The 15,638-nt window shown below is 72.5% G+C and carries 17 protein-coding genes; 2 read left to right on the top strand and 15 right to left on the bottom strand.

Features of this window, described 5'->3' with window-relative positions:
* Positions 1-3: 3 nt before the first annotated feature.
* The 5 genes from ABT369_RS37345 to nadD all read right to left on the bottom strand — a co-directional run bounded on the left by ABT369_RS37345 (position 4) and on the right by nadD (position 2,990).
* Positions 4-870: a DegV family protein gene (locus ABT369_RS37345; RefSeq protein ID WP_350619452.1), complete on the bottom strand. Its 867-nt coding sequence runs from the start codon at positions 868-870 to the stop codon at positions 4-6.
* A gap of 37 nt (positions 871-907) precedes the next feature.
* Positions 908-1,288 carry a hypothetical protein gene (locus ABT369_RS37340; protein WP_350619450.1) on the bottom strand — a complete coding sequence of 127 codons (381 nt, stop codon included), beginning with the start codon at positions 1,286-1,288 and terminating at the stop codon, positions 908-910.
* Between the two features lie 47 nt (positions 1,289-1,335).
* Positions 1,336-1,935 (bottom strand): histidine phosphatase family protein, encoded by a 600-nt coding sequence (locus ABT369_RS37335; RefSeq protein WP_350619449.1) that lies wholly within the window; start codon positions 1,933-1,935, stop codon positions 1,336-1,338.
* The gene (gene rsfS / locus ABT369_RS37330) at positions 1,932-2,315 is read right to left on the bottom strand and encodes a ribosome silencing factor (protein ID WP_350619447.1); all 384 of its coding nucleotides are present in this window, start codon (positions 2,313-2,315) and stop codon (positions 1,932-1,934) included. The genes ABT369_RS37335 and rsfS overlap by 4 nt, the downstream gene beginning before the upstream one ends.
* Positions 2,316-2,396: 81 nt before the next feature.
* Positions 2,397-2,990 (bottom strand): nicotinate-nucleotide adenylyltransferase, encoded by a 594-nt coding sequence (nadD, locus tag ABT369_RS37325; RefSeq protein WP_350619445.1) that lies wholly within the window; start codon positions 2,988-2,990, stop codon positions 2,397-2,399.
* 113 nt (positions 2,991-3,103) lie between these two features.
* Here nadD and ABT369_RS37320 point away from each other — a divergent pair, with 113 nt between their 5' ends.
* Positions 3,104-3,316, top strand: coding sequence for a DUF397 domain-containing protein (locus ABT369_RS37320; protein WP_502891872.1), 213 nt, complete (start codon positions 3,104-3,106; stop codon positions 3,314-3,316).
* Positions 3,317-3,334: 18 nt separating this feature from the next.
* On the opposite strand, the gene ABT369_RS37315 is transcribed toward ABT369_RS37320, so the two are convergent.
* Together ABT369_RS37315 and ABT369_RS37310 are read right to left on the bottom strand one after the other, a co-directional pair.
* Positions 3,335-3,838 carry a hypothetical protein gene (locus ABT369_RS37315; RefSeq protein WP_350619441.1) on the bottom strand — a complete coding sequence of 168 codons (504 nt, stop codon included), beginning with the start codon at positions 3,836-3,838 and terminating at the stop codon, positions 3,335-3,337.
* Entirely contained in the window at positions 3,835-4,008 is a 174-nt protein-coding gene (locus tag ABT369_RS37310; protein ID WP_350619439.1) for a hypothetical protein, read from the bottom strand. The genes ABT369_RS37315 and ABT369_RS37310 overlap by 4 nt, the downstream gene beginning before the upstream one ends.
* A 290-nt stretch (positions 4,009-4,298) precedes the next feature.
* Between ABT369_RS37310 and trpS the strand changes: the two genes are divergently transcribed.
* Positions 4,299-5,324: a tryptophan--tRNA ligase gene (trpS, locus tag ABT369_RS37305; RefSeq protein ID WP_350619438.1), complete on the top strand. Its 1,026-nt coding sequence runs from the start codon at positions 4,299-4,301 to the stop codon at positions 5,322-5,324.
* On the opposite strand, the gene ABT369_RS37300 is transcribed toward trpS, so the two are convergent.
* The 8 genes from ABT369_RS37300 to ABT369_RS37265 form a co-directional block, all read right to left on the bottom strand.
* Positions 5,257-6,405 carry a hypothetical protein gene (locus ABT369_RS37300; protein WP_350619436.1) on the bottom strand — a complete coding sequence of 383 codons (1,149 nt, stop codon included), beginning with the start codon at positions 6,403-6,405 and terminating at the stop codon, positions 5,257-5,259. The genes trpS and ABT369_RS37300 overlap by 68 nt on opposite strands.
* 16 nt (positions 6,406-6,421) lie before the next feature.
* The gene (locus ABT369_RS37295) at positions 6,422-7,345 is read right to left on the bottom strand and encodes a GNAT family N-acetyltransferase (protein ID WP_350619434.1); all 924 of its coding nucleotides are present in this window, start codon (positions 7,343-7,345) and stop codon (positions 6,422-6,424) included.
* Between the two features lie 69 nt (positions 7,346-7,414).
* Positions 7,415-8,866, bottom strand: a complete 1,452-nt coding sequence (gene obgE / locus ABT369_RS37290; RefSeq protein WP_350619432.1) for a GTPase ObgE — start codon at positions 8,864-8,866, stop codon at positions 7,415-7,417.
* A gap of 246 nt (positions 8,867-9,112) precedes the next feature.
* On the bottom strand, positions 9,113-9,370 hold the full coding sequence (gene rpmA, locus ABT369_RS37285) for a 50S ribosomal protein L27 (RefSeq protein WP_350619430.1): 258 nt from the start codon (positions 9,368-9,370) through the stop codon (positions 9,113-9,115).
* 10 nt (positions 9,371-9,380) lie between these two features.
* Positions 9,381-9,695 carry a 50S ribosomal protein L21 gene (rplU, locus tag ABT369_RS37280; protein ID WP_345136130.1) on the bottom strand — a complete coding sequence of 105 codons (315 nt, stop codon included), beginning with the start codon at positions 9,693-9,695 and terminating at the stop codon, positions 9,381-9,383.
* A 130-nt stretch (positions 9,696-9,825) separates the two neighbouring features.
* The gene (locus tag ABT369_RS37275) at positions 9,826-12,675 is read right to left on the bottom strand and encodes an Rne/Rng family ribonuclease (RefSeq protein WP_350619428.1); all 2,850 of its coding nucleotides are present in this window, start codon (positions 12,673-12,675) and stop codon (positions 9,826-9,828) included.
* Positions 12,676-12,847: 172 nt separating this feature from the next.
* A complete protein-coding gene (locus ABT369_RS37270; protein ID WP_502891871.1) occupies positions 12,848-13,594 on the bottom strand; it encodes a TIGR03936 family radical SAM-associated protein in 747 nt (248 codons plus the stop codon).
* Positions 13,595-13,664: 70 nt separating this feature from the next.
* Positions 13,665-15,638, bottom strand: a complete 1,974-nt coding sequence (locus tag ABT369_RS37265; protein WP_350619424.1) for a TIGR03960 family B12-binding radical SAM protein — start codon at positions 15,636-15,638, stop codon at positions 13,665-13,667.

The raw sequence follows: 15,638 nt of genomic DNA, 5'->3' as shown, positions 1-15,638 counted from the left end.
AACTCACGAAACCCTGTGGACAACCACCGCGACCATGCCCGGCCCGACGTGCGCCCCGACCACGGCGCCGACCTCGGTCAGGTACAGCTCCCGCAGCCGCTCCCCGATGCGCTCCTTCAGCGTCGTGAGCAGCGCATCCGCCCGATCCGGGGCGGCCAGATGATGCACCGCCACATCGACGTCGGAAGATCCCGCCGACTCCACCGCGATATCCACCAAACGCGCCAAAGCCCGGCTCGCCGTGCGCACCTTCTCCCGCACCACGACGCCCTCGGAGGTCGTGTGCAGGATCGGCTTCACCGACAGCGCGGTGCCGAGCAGCGCGGCCGCCGCGCCGATCCGCCCGCCGCGCCGGAGGAACTCGAGCGTGTCGACGTAGAACAGCGTGGTCGTACGCCCCGCCGCCGCCTCGGCCGCCGCGCGCACCTCGGCGAGCGTGCCCCCGCCCGCGGCCGCCTCGGCGGCGGCGAGCGCGGGGAAGCCGAGCCCCATCCCGGTCGACTCGGTGTCGATGACCTCGACCTTGCCGCCGAAGTCCGCGGCGGCCAGGGCCGCGGCGTCGTGCGTGCCGGACAGCCGCGCCGACAGGTGCACGGACAGCACGCCGTCCGCACCGTCGTCGAGCAGCTTGCGGTACACCTCCGCGAACGCCTCCGGCGACGGCCTCGACGTGGTGACGGCGACCCGGCGCGCGCCCAGCGCCTCGGCGACCGTGGCCGAGTCGATGTCGACGGTCTCCAGGCCCGGCACGCCGTTGACGACCACGGCGAGCGGCACGACGGTGAGCCGGCCACCGATGGCGGCGGGCAGCGGCGGCAGATACGCGGTCGAGTCGGTGACCACGGCGACGGCGGACTGCGGGCGGGTCATGACCGCACCGTAGCCGATCCCGGAAACGGCCAGAAGCCTAGTTCTCCACCCGGCTCACACGGAACGGCGTTCCCTGCTGGCAGGTGGTCATCATGCTGGGCTCGGGCGTGCCGTAGACGGTCAGCGTCTTGCCGCTCTTCATCGACTCCCGGTCGCCGCCGAGCAGGAGGTAGGTCTCCTTCTCGGTGGCCAGCAGCACGCAGCCGGGCTCGACGCCGTCCTTGACCGTGCCCCGCACCGAGACCAGCGGCTGGGCCGACCCGAGGGTCAGCGACGGCCGGGCGGACGGGAGGTCCGAGGACGGGGCGGGCGGCACGATGGACGGCGGCGGCGCCGTGACCGGCTCCGACGTCGACCCGCACCCGGCGAGCCCGGCCAACGCGAGCCCACCCGCGACGATCAGCGCTACAAACCTCATGACACCTTCGACGCTAGACCCGCCCGGGCGGTTCCGGGCGGGAACGATCAGGGCAGGTTGTGCGCGTCCAGCATCCACCCGCGCAACGGGTCGTGCCGCAGATGGGTGCGGTGGCAGTTGTGCAGCGGGCCGAGCAGCGGGGCGTATTCCAGCGGCCACCCCAGCAGCGCCACGGTGGCGAACCGGGCCGCCGCGCCGTGCGTGGCGGCCACGACCACGGCGTCGGGCCCGGCCGCGTCGACCGCGTCCTGCAGCGCCGCGACCATGCGCTTCGCCACGGCGCCGACCTCCTCGACGCCGGCGTCGTCGACCTCCTCGCCGCGCCGCCACCGGGCGAACGCCTCGGGCCAGCGCGCGGTCGCCTCGGGGTGCGTGAGCCCCTCCCACTCGCCGAACCCGCGCTCGCGCAGCCGCGGGTCGAGCGTGGGGGTCAACCCGGTGGCCGCGGCCAGCGCCCCCGCCGTGGTGGCGGCGCGCTGCAGGTCACTGGAGACGAGAACGGCCGGCCGCAGGGCGGCGAGCCGGGGCGCGCTCTCGGCGGCCTGCTCGATGCCGAGGGCGGACAGCGGCGTGTCGGTCTGCCCCTGAAGCCGCCGGACCGCGTTCCACTCCGTCTGACCGTGCCGCCACAGAATCAGCAGCGTCATGCGGTCGCGGGCAGGTCGCGGTCGGCGAACTCGATCTGCGGGCAGTCCTTCCACAGCCGGTCGAGCGCGTAGAACTCGCGCTCCTCGGTGTGCTGGACATGCACCACGATGTCGACGTAGTCCAGCAGCACCCACCGCCCGCCGCGCTCACCCTCGCGGCGCACCGGCTTCGCCTTCTCCGGCAGCTGCACCAGCCGCTCCTCGATCGCGTCGACGATCGACAGGACCTGCCGCTCGTTCGGCGCCGAGGCGAGCAGGAACGCGTCGGTGATGACAAGCTGGTCGGCCACGTCGAGGATCACGATGTCCTCGGCCTTCTTGTCGGCGGCCGCCTGCGCAGCGGTGAGCGCCAGCTCTCGGGCACGCTCAGTGGCGGGCACCGGACTCCCTTCGTCGGACTACCCCGGCCAAGGTACGCCGGGCTGGTTCCAGCCTCTCACGCGAGCACGACATTGTGCCCCTCAGATGTTTCCGACTTTTCGGTACAAACCCCGCTTTGCGATGTACTGCACCACCCCGTCGGGCACCAGATACCAGACCGGCTTGCCCTCGGCGACCCGCCGGCGGCACGCCGTGGAGGAGATCGCCATCGCCGGGACCTGCACCAGGCTCACCGTATCGGCCGGCAGGTGCGACGCGCTCAGCTCGAACCCGGGCCGGGTCACGCCCACGAAGTGCGCGAGCTCGAACAGGTCGGCGGCGTCCTTCCACGACAGGATCTTGCCGAGCGCGTCCGCGCCGGTGATGAAGAAAAGTTCGGCATCGGCACCGTACGAGTCGCGCAGGTCACGCAGCGTGTCCACGGTGTACGTGGGCCCGCCGCGGTCGATGTCGACGCGGCTGACCGTGAAGCGCGGGTTGGAGGCGGTGGCGATGACGGTCATGAGGTACCGGTCCTCGGCCGGACTGACCGTGAACTCGCTCTTCTGCCAGGGCTGCCCGGTCGGGACGAACACGACCTCGTCCAGCCCGAACCGGTCGGCCACCTCGCTCGCGGCCACGAGGTGCCCGTGGTGGATCGGGTCGAAGGTGCCGCCCATGATGCCAACACGCATCAGGGCATCGTAATGATCGAAACGCGGGGGCCGGGAGGTGTGCAGCATCACCCGAACGAGCGCGGCCGGTACGACGAACACGGTCGGTAAGCGGTACGGTGACGCGCATGACGATGTCCCACCCCAAGGGCGACTTCGACAGCTCCCGCGCCGTGTGGCGCTCGGCGCCCGGCGACAGCCACGGCAGCCGCGTCGAGGTGGCGTTCGTCGACGACCTCATCGGCCTGCGCAACGGCGCCGACCCGACCAGCCCCGTCCTGGTCTTCACCCAGGACGAGTGGGACGCCTTCGTGGCGGGCGCCAAGGACGGCGAGTTCGACGTCTGAGGCGCCCGCCGAGGGCGGCTAGAGCAGCAGCGACCGGATCGGGGCCATCCGCTCCAGCCGCGGCGCGAGCGCGCGCAGCCGCAGCGCGAGCGTGACCGCCTCGAACGCCGCCTCGTCCTCCCCGCCGAGGTCACCGCCGAGGCGCTCGAGCACCTCGCCCCAGTCGAAGACCCGGCCGGGCCCGACGGCCACCGGCCGCCCGACCCGCTCCGCGACCGTCGCCGCGGTGACCAGCGAGTCGTCCGCGATCGCCGCCGCGATCCCGAGCCCCGCCACGTCCAGGTCACGGACCCCGGACACGACGGCGTCAACCAGCGTCGGCGCCGGCCGGTCGAAGGCCACCCAGGCGACCCACCGCGCCCCGACCCCGGAGCCGGTGTCCAGGACCGGCACGACGGGCAGCGCCCCGCCGCCCGGCAGCGTCTCCACGCACAGGTCGTCCGCCCGCCCGAACAGCGCGTCCGCCGCCGTCTCGGGCACCTCCCCGGCCACCAGGAGCCGGAACTGCCGCAGGCGCATCACGGCCGCCGCCCGCACGCCCGGTGCCGATGGGTGAACGCGTCGATCCGCCGCGCCACCCGGTCCGCCGCCGGCCCCCGCGGCACCGCCGCCGGGATGCCGAGCCAGCCGCGACATCCCGGGCACTCCAGCCGCAGCCAGGCCCGTTCCTCAGAGTTCTCGAAGTTCCACACAGGTTCCTCCCCCGCCGATGCCTCCCCGCCCCACCCAGCGAACACCAAAATCCCCCGCCCGGGAGGGGCCAGCAACGCCCCCTTGACATCTCCCGGCCGCTGCTACTATGGGTCCCATGTCGTCGCGAACCGTCCGACAGAACAGCTGGCGCGCCCGCTAGGGGCGGCCAGACTTCGCGCATCGCGACAACCCCACAGACCACCAGGGCCGCCCGGAATCCGGGCGGCTTTCGGTGTATGCGGACACCGCCCGGGACCGGCGGCTCCCCGGCCCAGGAGGAACGAGTCCCATGTCCGACCGCCGCATCTCCGGCTTCAAGCCCACCGGCCCGCTCCAGCTCGGCAACTACGTCGGGGCGATCCGCCCGGTGGTTGAGGGCCAGGACCGGCCCACGATCGTGTTCGTCGCCGACCTGCACGCCCTGACCGTCCCGCACGATCCGCAGCGCCTGCGCGAGCTGTCGCTGCAGGTGGCCGGCCTCCTGCTGGCCTCCGGCGTGGACCCGCGGCGCACGGTCCTCTACCGCCAGTCGGACCTGCCCGCCCACGCCGAGCTGCACTACCTGCTCGAGTGCGTCGCGAGCTACGGCGAGGCGCACCGGATGATCCAGTTCAAGGAGAAGGGCGGCGGCAGCGGTACCCGCCTGTCGCTGCTGACCTACCCGGTGCTCATGGCCGCGGACATCCTGCTGCACGACATCGCCGAGGTGCCCGTCGGCCGCGACCAGCGCCAGCACGTCGAGCTCACGCGCGACCTCGCGCTGCGCTTCAACGAGCGCCACGGCCCCGTCTTCACCGTCCCGCGGGCCACGCACCCGCAGGTCGCCGCGCGCCTGGCCGACCTCGCCGACCCGGCGACGAAGATGGGCAAGACGAACACGTCCAGCAACGGCGTGCTGTTCCTGCTCGACCCGCCGGACGTGCTGCGGCGCAAGATCATGCGGGCGGTCACCGACACGGCCGACGAGATCGTCTACGACCCCGCGGCCCGGCCGGGCGTGTCGAACCTGCTGGAGCTGCTCGCGGTGGCCACAGGGGAAGAACCGGGGCGGATCGCCTCCGGCTACACCGGCTACGGCGCGCTCAAGACGGCCGTCGCCGATGCGGTGATCGCCCTGCTGGAGCCGATCCAGCGCCGCTACCGCGCCCTCACCGAGGACGACATCGAGCAGGTCCTGGCCGCCGGGGCCGAGCGCGCCGCCGAACGCGCCGACGCGACCGTGGCCCGCGTGAAGGCGGCCATGGGCCTCAGAAGCGCACGGCCCGCTCGCGCAGGTAGCCCAGCGACGCCGGAGACGGTGCCGGCGTCACGCTGAAGCGCGGGGGCCGGTACTCGATCTCCTCGAGCACGAGATCGGCCTCGACGAGCAGCGCCCACGGCACGTGGAACACCTTCTCGCCCGGCACGGACACGCCCACCAGATCCACGGCGGGCAGCAGCGCCGGCGTCCCGACCGCCCACTGGGCCGAGGTGAACGCCGAGCCATCCGGCCGGGCGGTGAGGGTGGCCTCGGCCAGCCGCCGATCGCCCAGGGTGCGCCGCTGGTGCTCGGCGACGTCGACGGCGAGCCGCCGACCGGCCCGCGCCGCGGCCGGGTAGGCCGGATGCCCGCGTTCGGGCAGGAAGGGCACCACGTGGCCGTCGTCGTCGGTCGTGTACGCCATCGGCGAGAGCGGCCGCGGCGTGCGCGCGTACTCGTCCGCCGCGAGCTCGTACAACTGCTCGACCAGGCGCGGCTCGTCGGCGCACACGAGCAGCATCAGCGTGCTGGGCAGGAACGCGACCGCCCGGCCCCCGACCTGCTCGTCGAGCTCGGCCAGCCAGCCCTCCAGCAGCACCCACGAGACCAGCTGCTCGCCGTCGTAGTCGGGCACGTGCAGGACCGACGGCCCGAAGAACCCGGCCGCCGCGGGCAGCTCCGCGCGGGCGAGCGTGCGGGTATGGGCCGCGGCGAAGATCACCTCCGCGCTCACCCCCCAGCGACCCGGGCTGTCGATGTCCAGCGGCACGTCCCCGGCGAGCACGACCTCGTCGAGGTGCGGCAGGGCGGGCCGGCGCAGCGTGCGGGTCCCGCGGGCGGCGTGGCGCAACGCGAGGCGCAGCTCCGGCAGCGCCTCGGCGAAGGTGGCCGGCTGCGCGGGCGGGGTGAGGCTGTGCGCCACGAACTCCCGCACGAACTGTTTGCGGTCGCCGGGTTTGCGCTGGTACTGCGAAAACGCCTTCGACAGAAAGAGGGTGCTGTACGCGTCCTGGCCACATTCGCAGACGATGGCGAACTGGGTCGGGCGGAATTCGGCGTCGGTGAACCCGAGTCTGCGCAGCTCGGCCAGGACCTGGTCGGCGAAGCGCTCCCGTGGTGAACGGGCCGGTCGGGTCAGCCGCTCGAGGATGCCCACCGAAGCGACACTAGCCTCAGCCGAGCTCCGACGCGATGGGCTCGGGGGCAATCACGAGTTTTTCGTAACAGAGGCTGAGCGGGCTGTGTACGTACGGCCCATACGGTGGAATCGGTCGGTAACCGGCTGATTCGTACAATCGGATCGACTCCGGCTGCCGCGCGCCGGTCTCGAGTCGGATGAACAGGTAGTGCGAGCCCGCGGCCAGGTCCTCCAGCAGGGCGAGCAGCCGCCGGGCGATCCCGTTGCCGCGGTAGGCCGGCCGCACGTACATCCGCTTGACCTCGACCGTCTGGTCGTCCAGCGGCTGGATGGCCCCGCACCCGGCGGCGACCCCGTCGACCGTGGCGACCACGAACTTCGCGCGCGGGTCGAGCGGGAACCGGCGGGCCTGCGGATCGCCGTAGCGGTGCGCGGCCTCGTCCGCCGCCAGCGTCACGAGCTCGGCGACGCCCGGATCGGTCACCGCCCGGCGCATCACCGACAGGTCCCGCCCGGACTCGTCGAAGCGCTTCTCGAAGCACCGGCTGGCCTCGTACTTCACGTACCGCCCGAACCGCGGGATCGGCCGGTAGCCGGCCCCCAGGAACAGCGCGATGGCCTCGGGCGCGGTGACCCCCGCCTCCAGCCGCAGCACCCGGTGGCCGCGGGAGGCGGCGAGGTCCTCGAGCGCGGCGAGCATCCGGCGGCCGAGGCCGCGGCCCCGATACCCCGGGCGGACGTAGAGCCGGGTCACCTCGGCCGCGTCCAGGTCGATGGCGAGCAGCGCGCCGCAGGCCACGGCCTCGCCGCCGACGACCGCGACCAGATAGCGGGCGGCCGGGTCGACCGCGTACACGTGGCCCTCCCGGCCACCGTCGCGCGCCCGCAGTTCGACCTGCTGGTCGACTACGAGCGCGATCACCTCCGAGTCGCCCGATGGACGTTGCTCGATCAACATGGAACGACGGTACGCACCCTCGATTTCCCCGATGTTTCACTCACCGGGCAATTCGCGTTGCGGAGCGGGTCAGAAGTCGTCGTCGTCCCCCGAAGGGGGGGAACCTTCCAGCTCCTCGAAGCGGCGGCGGCGCTCGGCCCGCATGGCCTTGCGCTGAGCAGCCCCGACCCGCTGGTTGGGCTCCTCGAGGCGGTAGTCGGTGCCCCGGTTGCCGGGCATGAACTCCTCCTCGGTGAAAAGATTCGGCTGCCAATCGAATTCACGGGCGCCAATTCGGATCGGAGCGCCGGGCTCGGCGCCGGCCTTCTTGAGCGCGACCTCGACCCCGAGCCGGGCGAGCCGGTCGGCGAGGTAGCCGACGGCCTCGTCGTTGTCGAAGTTGGTCTGGCGCACCCACCGCTCGGGCGCGCCGCCCCTGACCACGAACACGCCCTCGGCGTCGCGCTCGATGGTGAACCCGCTGTCGTCGACGGCCACGGGCCGCAGCACGATCCGGGTCCGCTCCTGCGCCGGTGCGGCCAGCCGGTGCTGCTTGACCAGCTCGGACACGGCGAACGTGAGCTCCCGCAGCCCCTCGTGGGTCACGGCGCTGACCTGGTGCACGTCGAACCCGCGCCCCTCGAGCTCGGGCCGCACGATGTCGGCGAGGTCCCGCCCGTCCGGAACGTCGATCTTGTTGAGCACGACGAGCCGCGGCCGGTCCTCGAGCCCCCCGTACGCCGCGAGCTCGGCCTCGATCGCGTCGATGTCCGACAGCGGGTCGCGCTCGGTCTCCAGCGCCGCGGTGTCCACGACGTGCACGAGCACGGCGGTGCGCTCGATGTGCCGCAGGAACTCGAGCCCGAGCCCCTTGCCGGTGGCCGCGCCCGGGATGAGCCCCGGCACGTCGGCCACGGTGTAGGTCTCGTCGCCGGCCTGCACGACCCCGAGGTTCGGCACCAGCGTGGTGAACGGGTAGTCGGCGATCTTCGGCCGCGCCGCGGAGATGGCCGCGATCAGCGACGACTTGCCGGCCGAGGGGAACCCGACGAGCCCGACGTCGGCGACGCTCTTGAGCTCGAGCACGACGTCGAGCTGCTCGCCCGGCTCGCCGAGCTCGGCGAAGCCCGGGGCCTTGCGCCGCGTGCTGGCCAGCGAGGCGTTGCCGCGCCCGCCGCGCCCGCCGCGGGCCAGCTCGAACTTGGTCCCGACCCCGACGAGATCGGCGATGACGTCGCCGTCGATCGTCTGCACGACGGTGCCGTCGGGCACCCGCAGCTCGAGCGTCTCGCCGTTGGCCCCGTCACGGTCGTTGCCGGCCCCGCCGTTGCCGTTGCGGGCCTTCTGGTGCGGGTGGAAGTGGAAGTCGAGCAGCGTGTGCACGCCCGGGTCGACGATGAGCGTGACGCTGCCGCCGTGCCCCCCGTCGCCGCCGTCGGGGCCGCCGAACGGCTTGAACTTCTCCCGGTGGATGGACACGCAGCCGTGACCGCCGTCGCCGGCCTTCACGTGCAGCACGGCCCGGTCAACGAACGAGGTCACTGCAGCTCACCTTTTCAACCAAAGATCCAACAAAAGATCATGACTCGGGCCCGCGGTGGTGCGGACCGTTCCTCCCGCGAGACACCGCTCGGCGCTGCGCGCCGACGCTGCCAGGTCCGCGTGTGGTCACGCCGCCCAAGCAAAAGCCCGACGGGTGCTAAAACTCCTGAAGCGCAGACTCCTGAAACGCAGCAACGGCGGGCGAGGAGCGTTTATGCCCCTGCCCGCCGTCGGAAACCTGCGAGATCAGCCCTCGGCCGGAGTGATGCTGACCGTCTTGCGACCACGCTTGGTGCCGAAGGTCACGTGACCCGGGGCGAGCGCGAACAGCGTGTCGTCCCCGCCACGGCCGACGAGGTCGCCCGGGTGGAACTTGGTGCCGCGCTGGCGGAGGATGATCTCACCCGCGTTGACCAGCTGGCCGCCGAACCGCTTCACGCCGAGCCGCTGGGCGGCGGAATCGCGCCCGTTCCGCGAGCTGGACGCACCCTTTTTGTGTGCCATCGCGCTTGCCCTACTTCCCGGTGGAGATGCCGGTGACCTTCACCTGGGTCAGCGGCTGACGGTGACCCTGGCGCTTGTGGTAGCCGGTCTTGTTCTTGAACTTGTGGATCCGGATCTTCGGACCCTTGGTGTGCGCGACGACCTCAGCGGTCACCGCGGCGCTGGCAAGCTTGGCCGCGTCGGTGATGAGATCTTCGCCGTCGACAAGCAGGACAGCGGAGAGCGTCAGCGCATCGCCCGGCTCGCCCGCGAGCTTCTCGACCTCGATCACATCGCCCTCGGCGACCTTGTACTGCTTGCCGCCGGTCTTGACGATCGCGTACATGAGACGCGGACTCCTGTCGTAGAGCTCTGGCGGGCTGGTCCGGGATGCGTGCCGCAACAGGCACGCAAAAGACCTCGCGCACGAAAGTGCGCTTTAGAGAGAGTACGCCACGGGTGGCGTACTCCCCAAATCAGGGGCGGGTCCGGCGACGGACGCCACCCCGGCGAGTGCGGCGACGGGCCCCGTTGCCCGACCCCTCTTCCTCGTCCTCGTCGATGTTGTCGGGGTCGTCCTCCGAGGCGATCGGCGTGAAGTCCGCCTCCTCGGGCGCGTCCGCCGCGGCCTGGGCGGTCTCCTCCTCCGCCGGCGCCTCCTCGGCGACGGCGGTGGCCCCGCGGCGACCCCGGCGACGGCTGCGCGGCGCGGGCGCGTCGGCCTCCTCGACCCCGCTGGTCACGCCGGGCGAGCTCGCGGCCGAGGCGACCTTGGCCACCGCGTGGCCGTGGCCGTTGCCGCCCCCACCGCCGCCGCCACGCTTCTCCGGGATCGGCTCGGTGTGGATGATCAGGCCGCGGCCCTTGCAGACCTCACAGGTCTCGCTGAAGGCCTCCAGCAGGCCCTGGCCGACCCGCTTGCGGGTCATCTGCACCAGGCCGAGCGAGGTGATCTCGGTGACCTGGTGCTTGGTCCGGTCCCGGCCCAGGCACTCGGTCAGCCGGCGCAGCACCAGCTCGCGGTTGGACTCCAGCACCATGTCGATGAAGTCGATGACGATGATGCCGCCGAGGTCGCGCAGCCGGAGCTGGTGCACGATCTCCTCGGCCGCCTCCAGGTTGTTGCGGGTGACCGTCTCCTCGAGGTTGCCCCCGGCGCCGGTGTACTTGCCGGTGTTGACGTCGATGACGGTCATCGCCTCGGTGCGGTCGATGACCAGGCTGCCGCCGGAGGGCAGGAACACCCGCCGGTCCAGCGCCTTGATCAGCTGCTCGTCGATGCGCAGGTCGGCGAAGACGTCGGTGGCACCGGCGTAGCGGTGCACCCGGTCGACGAGGTCGGGCGAGACGTGCGACAGGTAGGGCTCGACCGACTCGAAGGCCTCGTTGCCCTGGATGACCAGCTCGCGGAAGTCTTCGTTGAACAGGTCGCGCACGACCCGCACGACGAGCTCGGGCTCCTCGTAGAGCAGCGCCGGCGCACTGCTGCCGCCGGACTTCTCCTGGATGGCCTCCCACTGCGCCTGGAGCCGCTTGACGTCGCGGGCCAGGTCGTCCTCGGAGGCGCCCTCGGCCGCGGTGCGCACGATCACGCCGGCGCCGTCGGGCACGAGGTTCTTGAGCACGTCACGCAGCCGCTTGCGCTCCACGTCGGAGAGCTTGCGGCTGATGCCGGAGGCGTTGCCGTGCGGCACGTAGACCAGGTGCCGCCCGGACAGCGCGATGTGGCTGGTGAGGCGGGCGCCCTTGGTGCCGATGGGGTCCTTGGTGACCTGCACGAGCACCGAGTCGCCGGACTTGAGCGCCTGCTCGATGGTGCGGGTGCGGCCCTCGAGCCCGGTGGCGTCCCAGTTGACCTCGCCGGCGTAGAGCACCGCGTTGCGGCCCCGGCCGATGTCGACGAACGCCGCCTCCATGCTGGGCAGCACGTTCTGGACCCGGCCGAGGTAGACGTTGCCGACCATCGAGCTCGACGACGCCCGGGTCACGTAGTGCTCGACGAGCACCTTGTCCTCGAGCACCGCGATCTGGGTGCGGTCGTTCTTCTGCCGGATGACCATCGTGCGGTCGACGGCCTCGCGGCGGGCCAGGAACTCCGACTCGCTGAGGATCGGCGGGCGGGTGCGGCGCTGCTCGCGGCCGTCCCGGCGGCGCTGGCGCTTGGCCTCGAGCCGGGTCGAGCCGGAGACGCCCTGCACCTCGTCGCGCGCGGCGGAGCGCGGCTCGCGGATCTTGACGACCACGTGCGGGTCGTCGGCGGCCTCGGTGTCGCCCGAGCCCTTGCGCCGGCGGCGGCGCCGGCGGCGGGTCAGGCCCTCGCCGTCCTCGTCGCCCTCCTCGTCGGCGGATGCCTCCGCCTCCTCGTCGGCGGCGCCTTCCTCGCCCTCGCCCTCGGCCTCGGCGCCCTCTTCGCCTTCCTCGAGGTCGTCGATGCCGTTGCCGCGACCCCGGCCGCGACCACGCCGGCCCCGCCGACGCCGGCGGCGCCCGGTGCCCTCGAAGGCCTCTTCGTCCTCGTCCTCTTCGTCCTCGTCGGTCTCGGCCTCGTCGGTCTCGACGAGCGCCTCGACGGCCTCGACCGGCGCCTCGGCCACGGCCTCCTCGGCGGCGGCCCGGCCCCGGCGGCGCCGGCGACCGCGGCCGACCGGCTCCTCCTCGGCGAGTTCCTCGTCCTCGGCGGCCGGCGCGGGCGCGGGCCGCTCGGCCCGAACCGGCGCGACCTGCTCGCTGGGCGGCATGAACAGCAGCTGCACGGGCGCGGCGCGGCGGCCCCGGCGCGCCGGCGGCTCCTCCACGACCAGGGGCTCGAGCTCCTCGGGCGTGTCGGCGTCCTGCTCGGCGTCCTCGGACGCGAGCTCCTCGCCCAGCGGCTCCTCAGCCTCGGCGACCGGCAGCGGCTCGGCCTCAACAGAGGCGAGAGGCTCGGCCGGAAGCTCGGCTGCGGGCTCCGGTTGAGGCTCGGGCTCGACGACCTTGGTGCGGGTCCGCCGGGCCCGGGTGGCCTTGACGGGCACGGGCGGTTCGTCCAGCGGCAGCGCCTGCTGCCCGGACTCGCCGGACTCGCCGGTTTCGGCGGCCTCCGCGGCCGGCGTCACCTTCCGCCGTCGGCGGGCGGGCGCGGGGGCCGGCTCCTCGGCCGAAGCCGCAGCCGCCGGGGTCTCGGGGGAATCCGCCGCGGGCGCCTCGGCGGAGGCGGCCGCGGTGGCCTTGGTGGTCCGGCGCCGTGTGCGCCGGACGGGGGCGGTGGTCTCGTCTTCGCTGGCTGCGGCAGCAGCCACCGGCTCGTCGCCGGTGGTCTCGCCGCTCGCCGACTCGTTGTCGAACATGCGGACGTTCTCCAGTTCTGGTGCTCCCGGGCGCGTAGCAACGCAGCCACACGGGGGCACCGCATATATGTTGTGCCGGCGGAGGTATCCGCTCACGCGGACGATCCGCCGAAAGTCTGCCAACCTCGTGCCTGGCGACCGGCGGCCCGCCACCTGGCGGATCACCCGTCGTCTACTGCGACGAAGTTCCTACGACGGCCGCCGGCCGATCCCCGTCGCCGGACTGGGCGAGCGGATCGACGAGTTCACCCTGCTCGGTCAGCACTCCCTGAGCCAGTCGGGTCGCACGAGGCGGAACCGGCGGCTCCAGGTCGGCCACAACGCGCAGACCGGACAGCACATCGTCGGGTCGCACGGTCGGGGTCACCTGCCGCACGACAAGGTCGAGTATCGCACACGGTATGTCGGTGACCTCGGAAGGTAGGTCACCGTTGGTGGAATCTGACAGAATTTCAAGATCAGAGGCGTCGAGACGGACCACCGCGGCCCGCGTGTCGAAGGTCCGCCGGCCCTGCTTCGTGAGCCGGTCGACGAGCACCTCGGGCGCGTCGAGGAAGGCGCGGACGGCGACGGCGGCGTCCGCCCCGGAGATCCCGGGCAGCTCGATGCGCCAGGTCGACGCGTCGATGCGGTCGGCGAGGCTGCCCCCGCCGGTGAGCGGCGACTCGACCGCCTCCAGCACGTCGAGGCCGGGCGAGAGGGCCGCGTCGAGGGCCCGGCGCAGCTCGTCCGGCTCGACGACGGCCCGCAGGCCGATCTCCAAATACTCCGCCTCGCTGGCCACCCCGGTCGGCGCGGCGGACGCGTAGGAGACCTTCGGGTGCGGGGTGAAGCCCTGCGAGTAGGCGATGGGCACGTTGGCCCGCAACAGCGCCCGCTCGAACGCGCGCGCGAAGTCCCGGTGGGAGGTGAACCGCAGCGGGCCCCGCTTGGCGTACCGCAGCCGAATCCGCTGCACCACCGGGTCCTGGTTGCCCTCCGGCTGCCGCTTAGCCATGCGTGTGCCCGATCCCAGCTCCGGCCCCGGGCACGCGCAGCCCGCCGACCGGCGTGAGCGGGAGCAGCTTGCGCCCGGTCGGGCCGACCTGGATCTCGGTGTCCTGGCTGGGGCACACGCCGCAGTCGAAGCACGGGGTCCAGCGGCAGTCGTCCTGCTCGTAGCCGGTCAGGGCGTCCTGCCAGTCCTGCCAGAGCCAGTCCTTGTCGAGGCCGGAGTCGAGGTGGTCCCAGGGCAGGACCTCGTGCTGCTCGCGCTCGCGGGTGGTGTACCAGGCCAGGTCGACGCCGTAGGCCGGCAGCACCTCCGCCGCCGCGTCGACCCAGCGCCGGAAGGAGAAGTGCTCCGACCAGCCGTCGAAGCGCCCGCCGTTCTCCCAGACCCGCCGGATGACCGCCCCGACGCGCCGGTCGCCCCGGCTGAGCAGGCCCTCGACCTGGGAGGGCTCGCCGTCGTGGTACCGGTAGCCGATCGCCTTGCCCAGCGAGCGGTCCGAGTTGATGGCCTCCTTGAGCGCCTTGAGCCGCCGGTCGATGACCTCCGGCTCCTCCATCGGCGCCCACTGGAACGGGGTGTGCGGCTTGGGCACGAACCCGCCGATGGACACCGTGCAGCGGATGTCCCGCGAGCCGGTGGCCGAGCGCCCGGAGCGGATGACCTCGTGCGCGAGCTTGGCGATCTGCAGCACGTCGTCGTCGGTCTCGGTGGGCAGACCGCACATGAAGTACAACTTCACCTGCCGCCACCCGTTGGTGTAGGCGGTGACGACGGTCCGGATCAGGTCCTCCTCGGTGACCATCTTGTTGATCACCTGGCGGATCCGCTCCGAGCCGCCCTCGGGCGCGAAGGTGAGGCCGGTGCGCCGCCCGTTGCGGGACAGCTCCTGGGCGAGCGTCACGTTGAACGCGTCCACCCGGGTGGAGGGCAGCGACAGCGAGACGTTCGTGCCCTCGTACTGCTGGGCCAGCCCCGAGCACATGTCGCCGATCTCGGAGTGGTCGGCCGAGGACAGCGAGAGCAGCCCGACCTCGTGGAAGCCGGAGAACTCCAGCCCCTCCTTGACCATCTGCCCCACCGTCGTGATGCTGCGCTCGCGCACCGGCCGCGTGATCATGCCGGCCTGGCAGAAGCGGCACCCGCGCGTGCAGCCGCGGAAGATCTCCACCGCGTAGCGCTCGTGCACCGTCTCGGCCAAAGGCACCAGAGGCTTCTTCGGATACGGCCAGGCGTCGAGGTCCATCGTGGTGCGCTTGTGCACCCGGAAGGGCACGTCGGCGCGGTTGGGCACGACACGCTGGATGCGCCCGTCGGCCAGGTAGTCCACGTCGTAGAAGCGCGGCACGTAGACCGACTCGGTGCGGGCCAGCCGCAGCAGCAGCTCGTCGCGGCCGCCGGGCTCCCCCTCCGCCTTCCACTCGCGGACGATGCCGGTGATCTCGAGCACCGCCTCCTCGCCGTCGCCGAGCACGGCGGCGTCGATGAAGTCGGCGATCGGCTCCGGGTTGAACGCCGCGTGGCCGCCGGCGACCACGATCGGGTGCCGGGCGTCCCGCTCGCGCGCGTCGAGCGGGATGCCGGCCAGGTCGAGCATGGTGAGCAGGTTGGTGTAGCCGAGCTCGGTGGAGAACGAGACGCCGAAGAGGTCGAACGCGGTGACCGGCCGGTGCGCGTCCACGGTGAACTGCGGCACACCCTCGGAGCGCATGAGCTGCTCGAGGTCGGGCCAGACCGCATAGGTGCGCTCGGCGAGCACGTCGGGCTGCTCGTTGAGCACCTCGTAGAGGATCTGCACGCCCTGGTTGGGCAGACCGACCTCGTAGGCGTCCGGGTAGGACAGCGCCCAGCGGACGGTGACCGAGTCCCAGTCCTTCACGACCGCGCCGAGCTCACCGCCGACGTACTGGATCGGCTTGCTGATCCGCGGCAGCAGTCGCTCGAGTTGGGGGAAGACGCTCGTCACACTCAC

This window comes from Dactylosporangium sp. NPDC000244 (genome assembly GCF_040300725.1).
Taxonomy (GTDB): domain Bacteria; phylum Actinomycetota; class Actinomycetes; order Mycobacteriales; family Micromonosporaceae; genus Dactylosporangium.
The sequence above is the reverse complement of the archived record's forward strand: the minus strand, read 5'-3'. Positions and strand labels throughout refer to the sequence as shown.

Coding starts and splice junctions, on each gene's coding strand:
- ABT369_RS37320 (WP_502891872.1), top strand. CDS start 3,104: ATGTCCCACCCCAAGGGCGACTTCGACAGCTCCCGCGCCGTGTGGCGC.
- ABT369_RS37340 (WP_350619450.1), bottom strand. CDS start 1,288: ATGAGGTTTGTAGCGCTGATCGTCGCGGGTGGGCTCGCGTTGGCCGGG.
- trpS (WP_350619438.1), top strand. CDS start 4,299: ATGTCCGACCGCCGCATCTCCGGCTTCAAGCCCACCGGCCCGCTCCAG.
- ABT369_RS37335 (WP_350619449.1), bottom strand. CDS start 1,935: ATGACGCTGCTGATTCTGTGGCGGCACGGTCAGACGGAGTGGAACGCG.
- ABT369_RS37295 (WP_350619434.1), bottom strand. CDS start 7,345: ATGTTGATCGAGCAACGTCCATCGGGCGACTCGGAGGTGATCGCGCTC.
- ABT369_RS37345 (WP_350619452.1), bottom strand. CDS start 870: ATGACCCGCCCGCAGTCCGCCGTCGCCGTGGTCACCGACTCGACCGCG.
- nadD (WP_350619445.1), bottom strand. CDS start 2,990: ATGCGTGTTGGCATCATGGGCGGCACCTTCGACCCGATCCACCACGGG.
- ABT369_RS37275 (WP_350619428.1), bottom strand. CDS start 12,675: ATGTTCGACAACGAGTCGGCGAGCGGCGAGACCACCGGCGACGAGCCG.
- rplU (WP_345136130.1), bottom strand. CDS start 9,695: ATGTACGCGATCGTCAAGACCGGCGGCAAGCAGTACAAGGTCGCCGAG.
- rpmA (WP_350619430.1), bottom strand. CDS start 9,370: ATGGCACACAAAAAGGGTGCGTCCAGCTCGCGGAACGGGCGCGATTCC.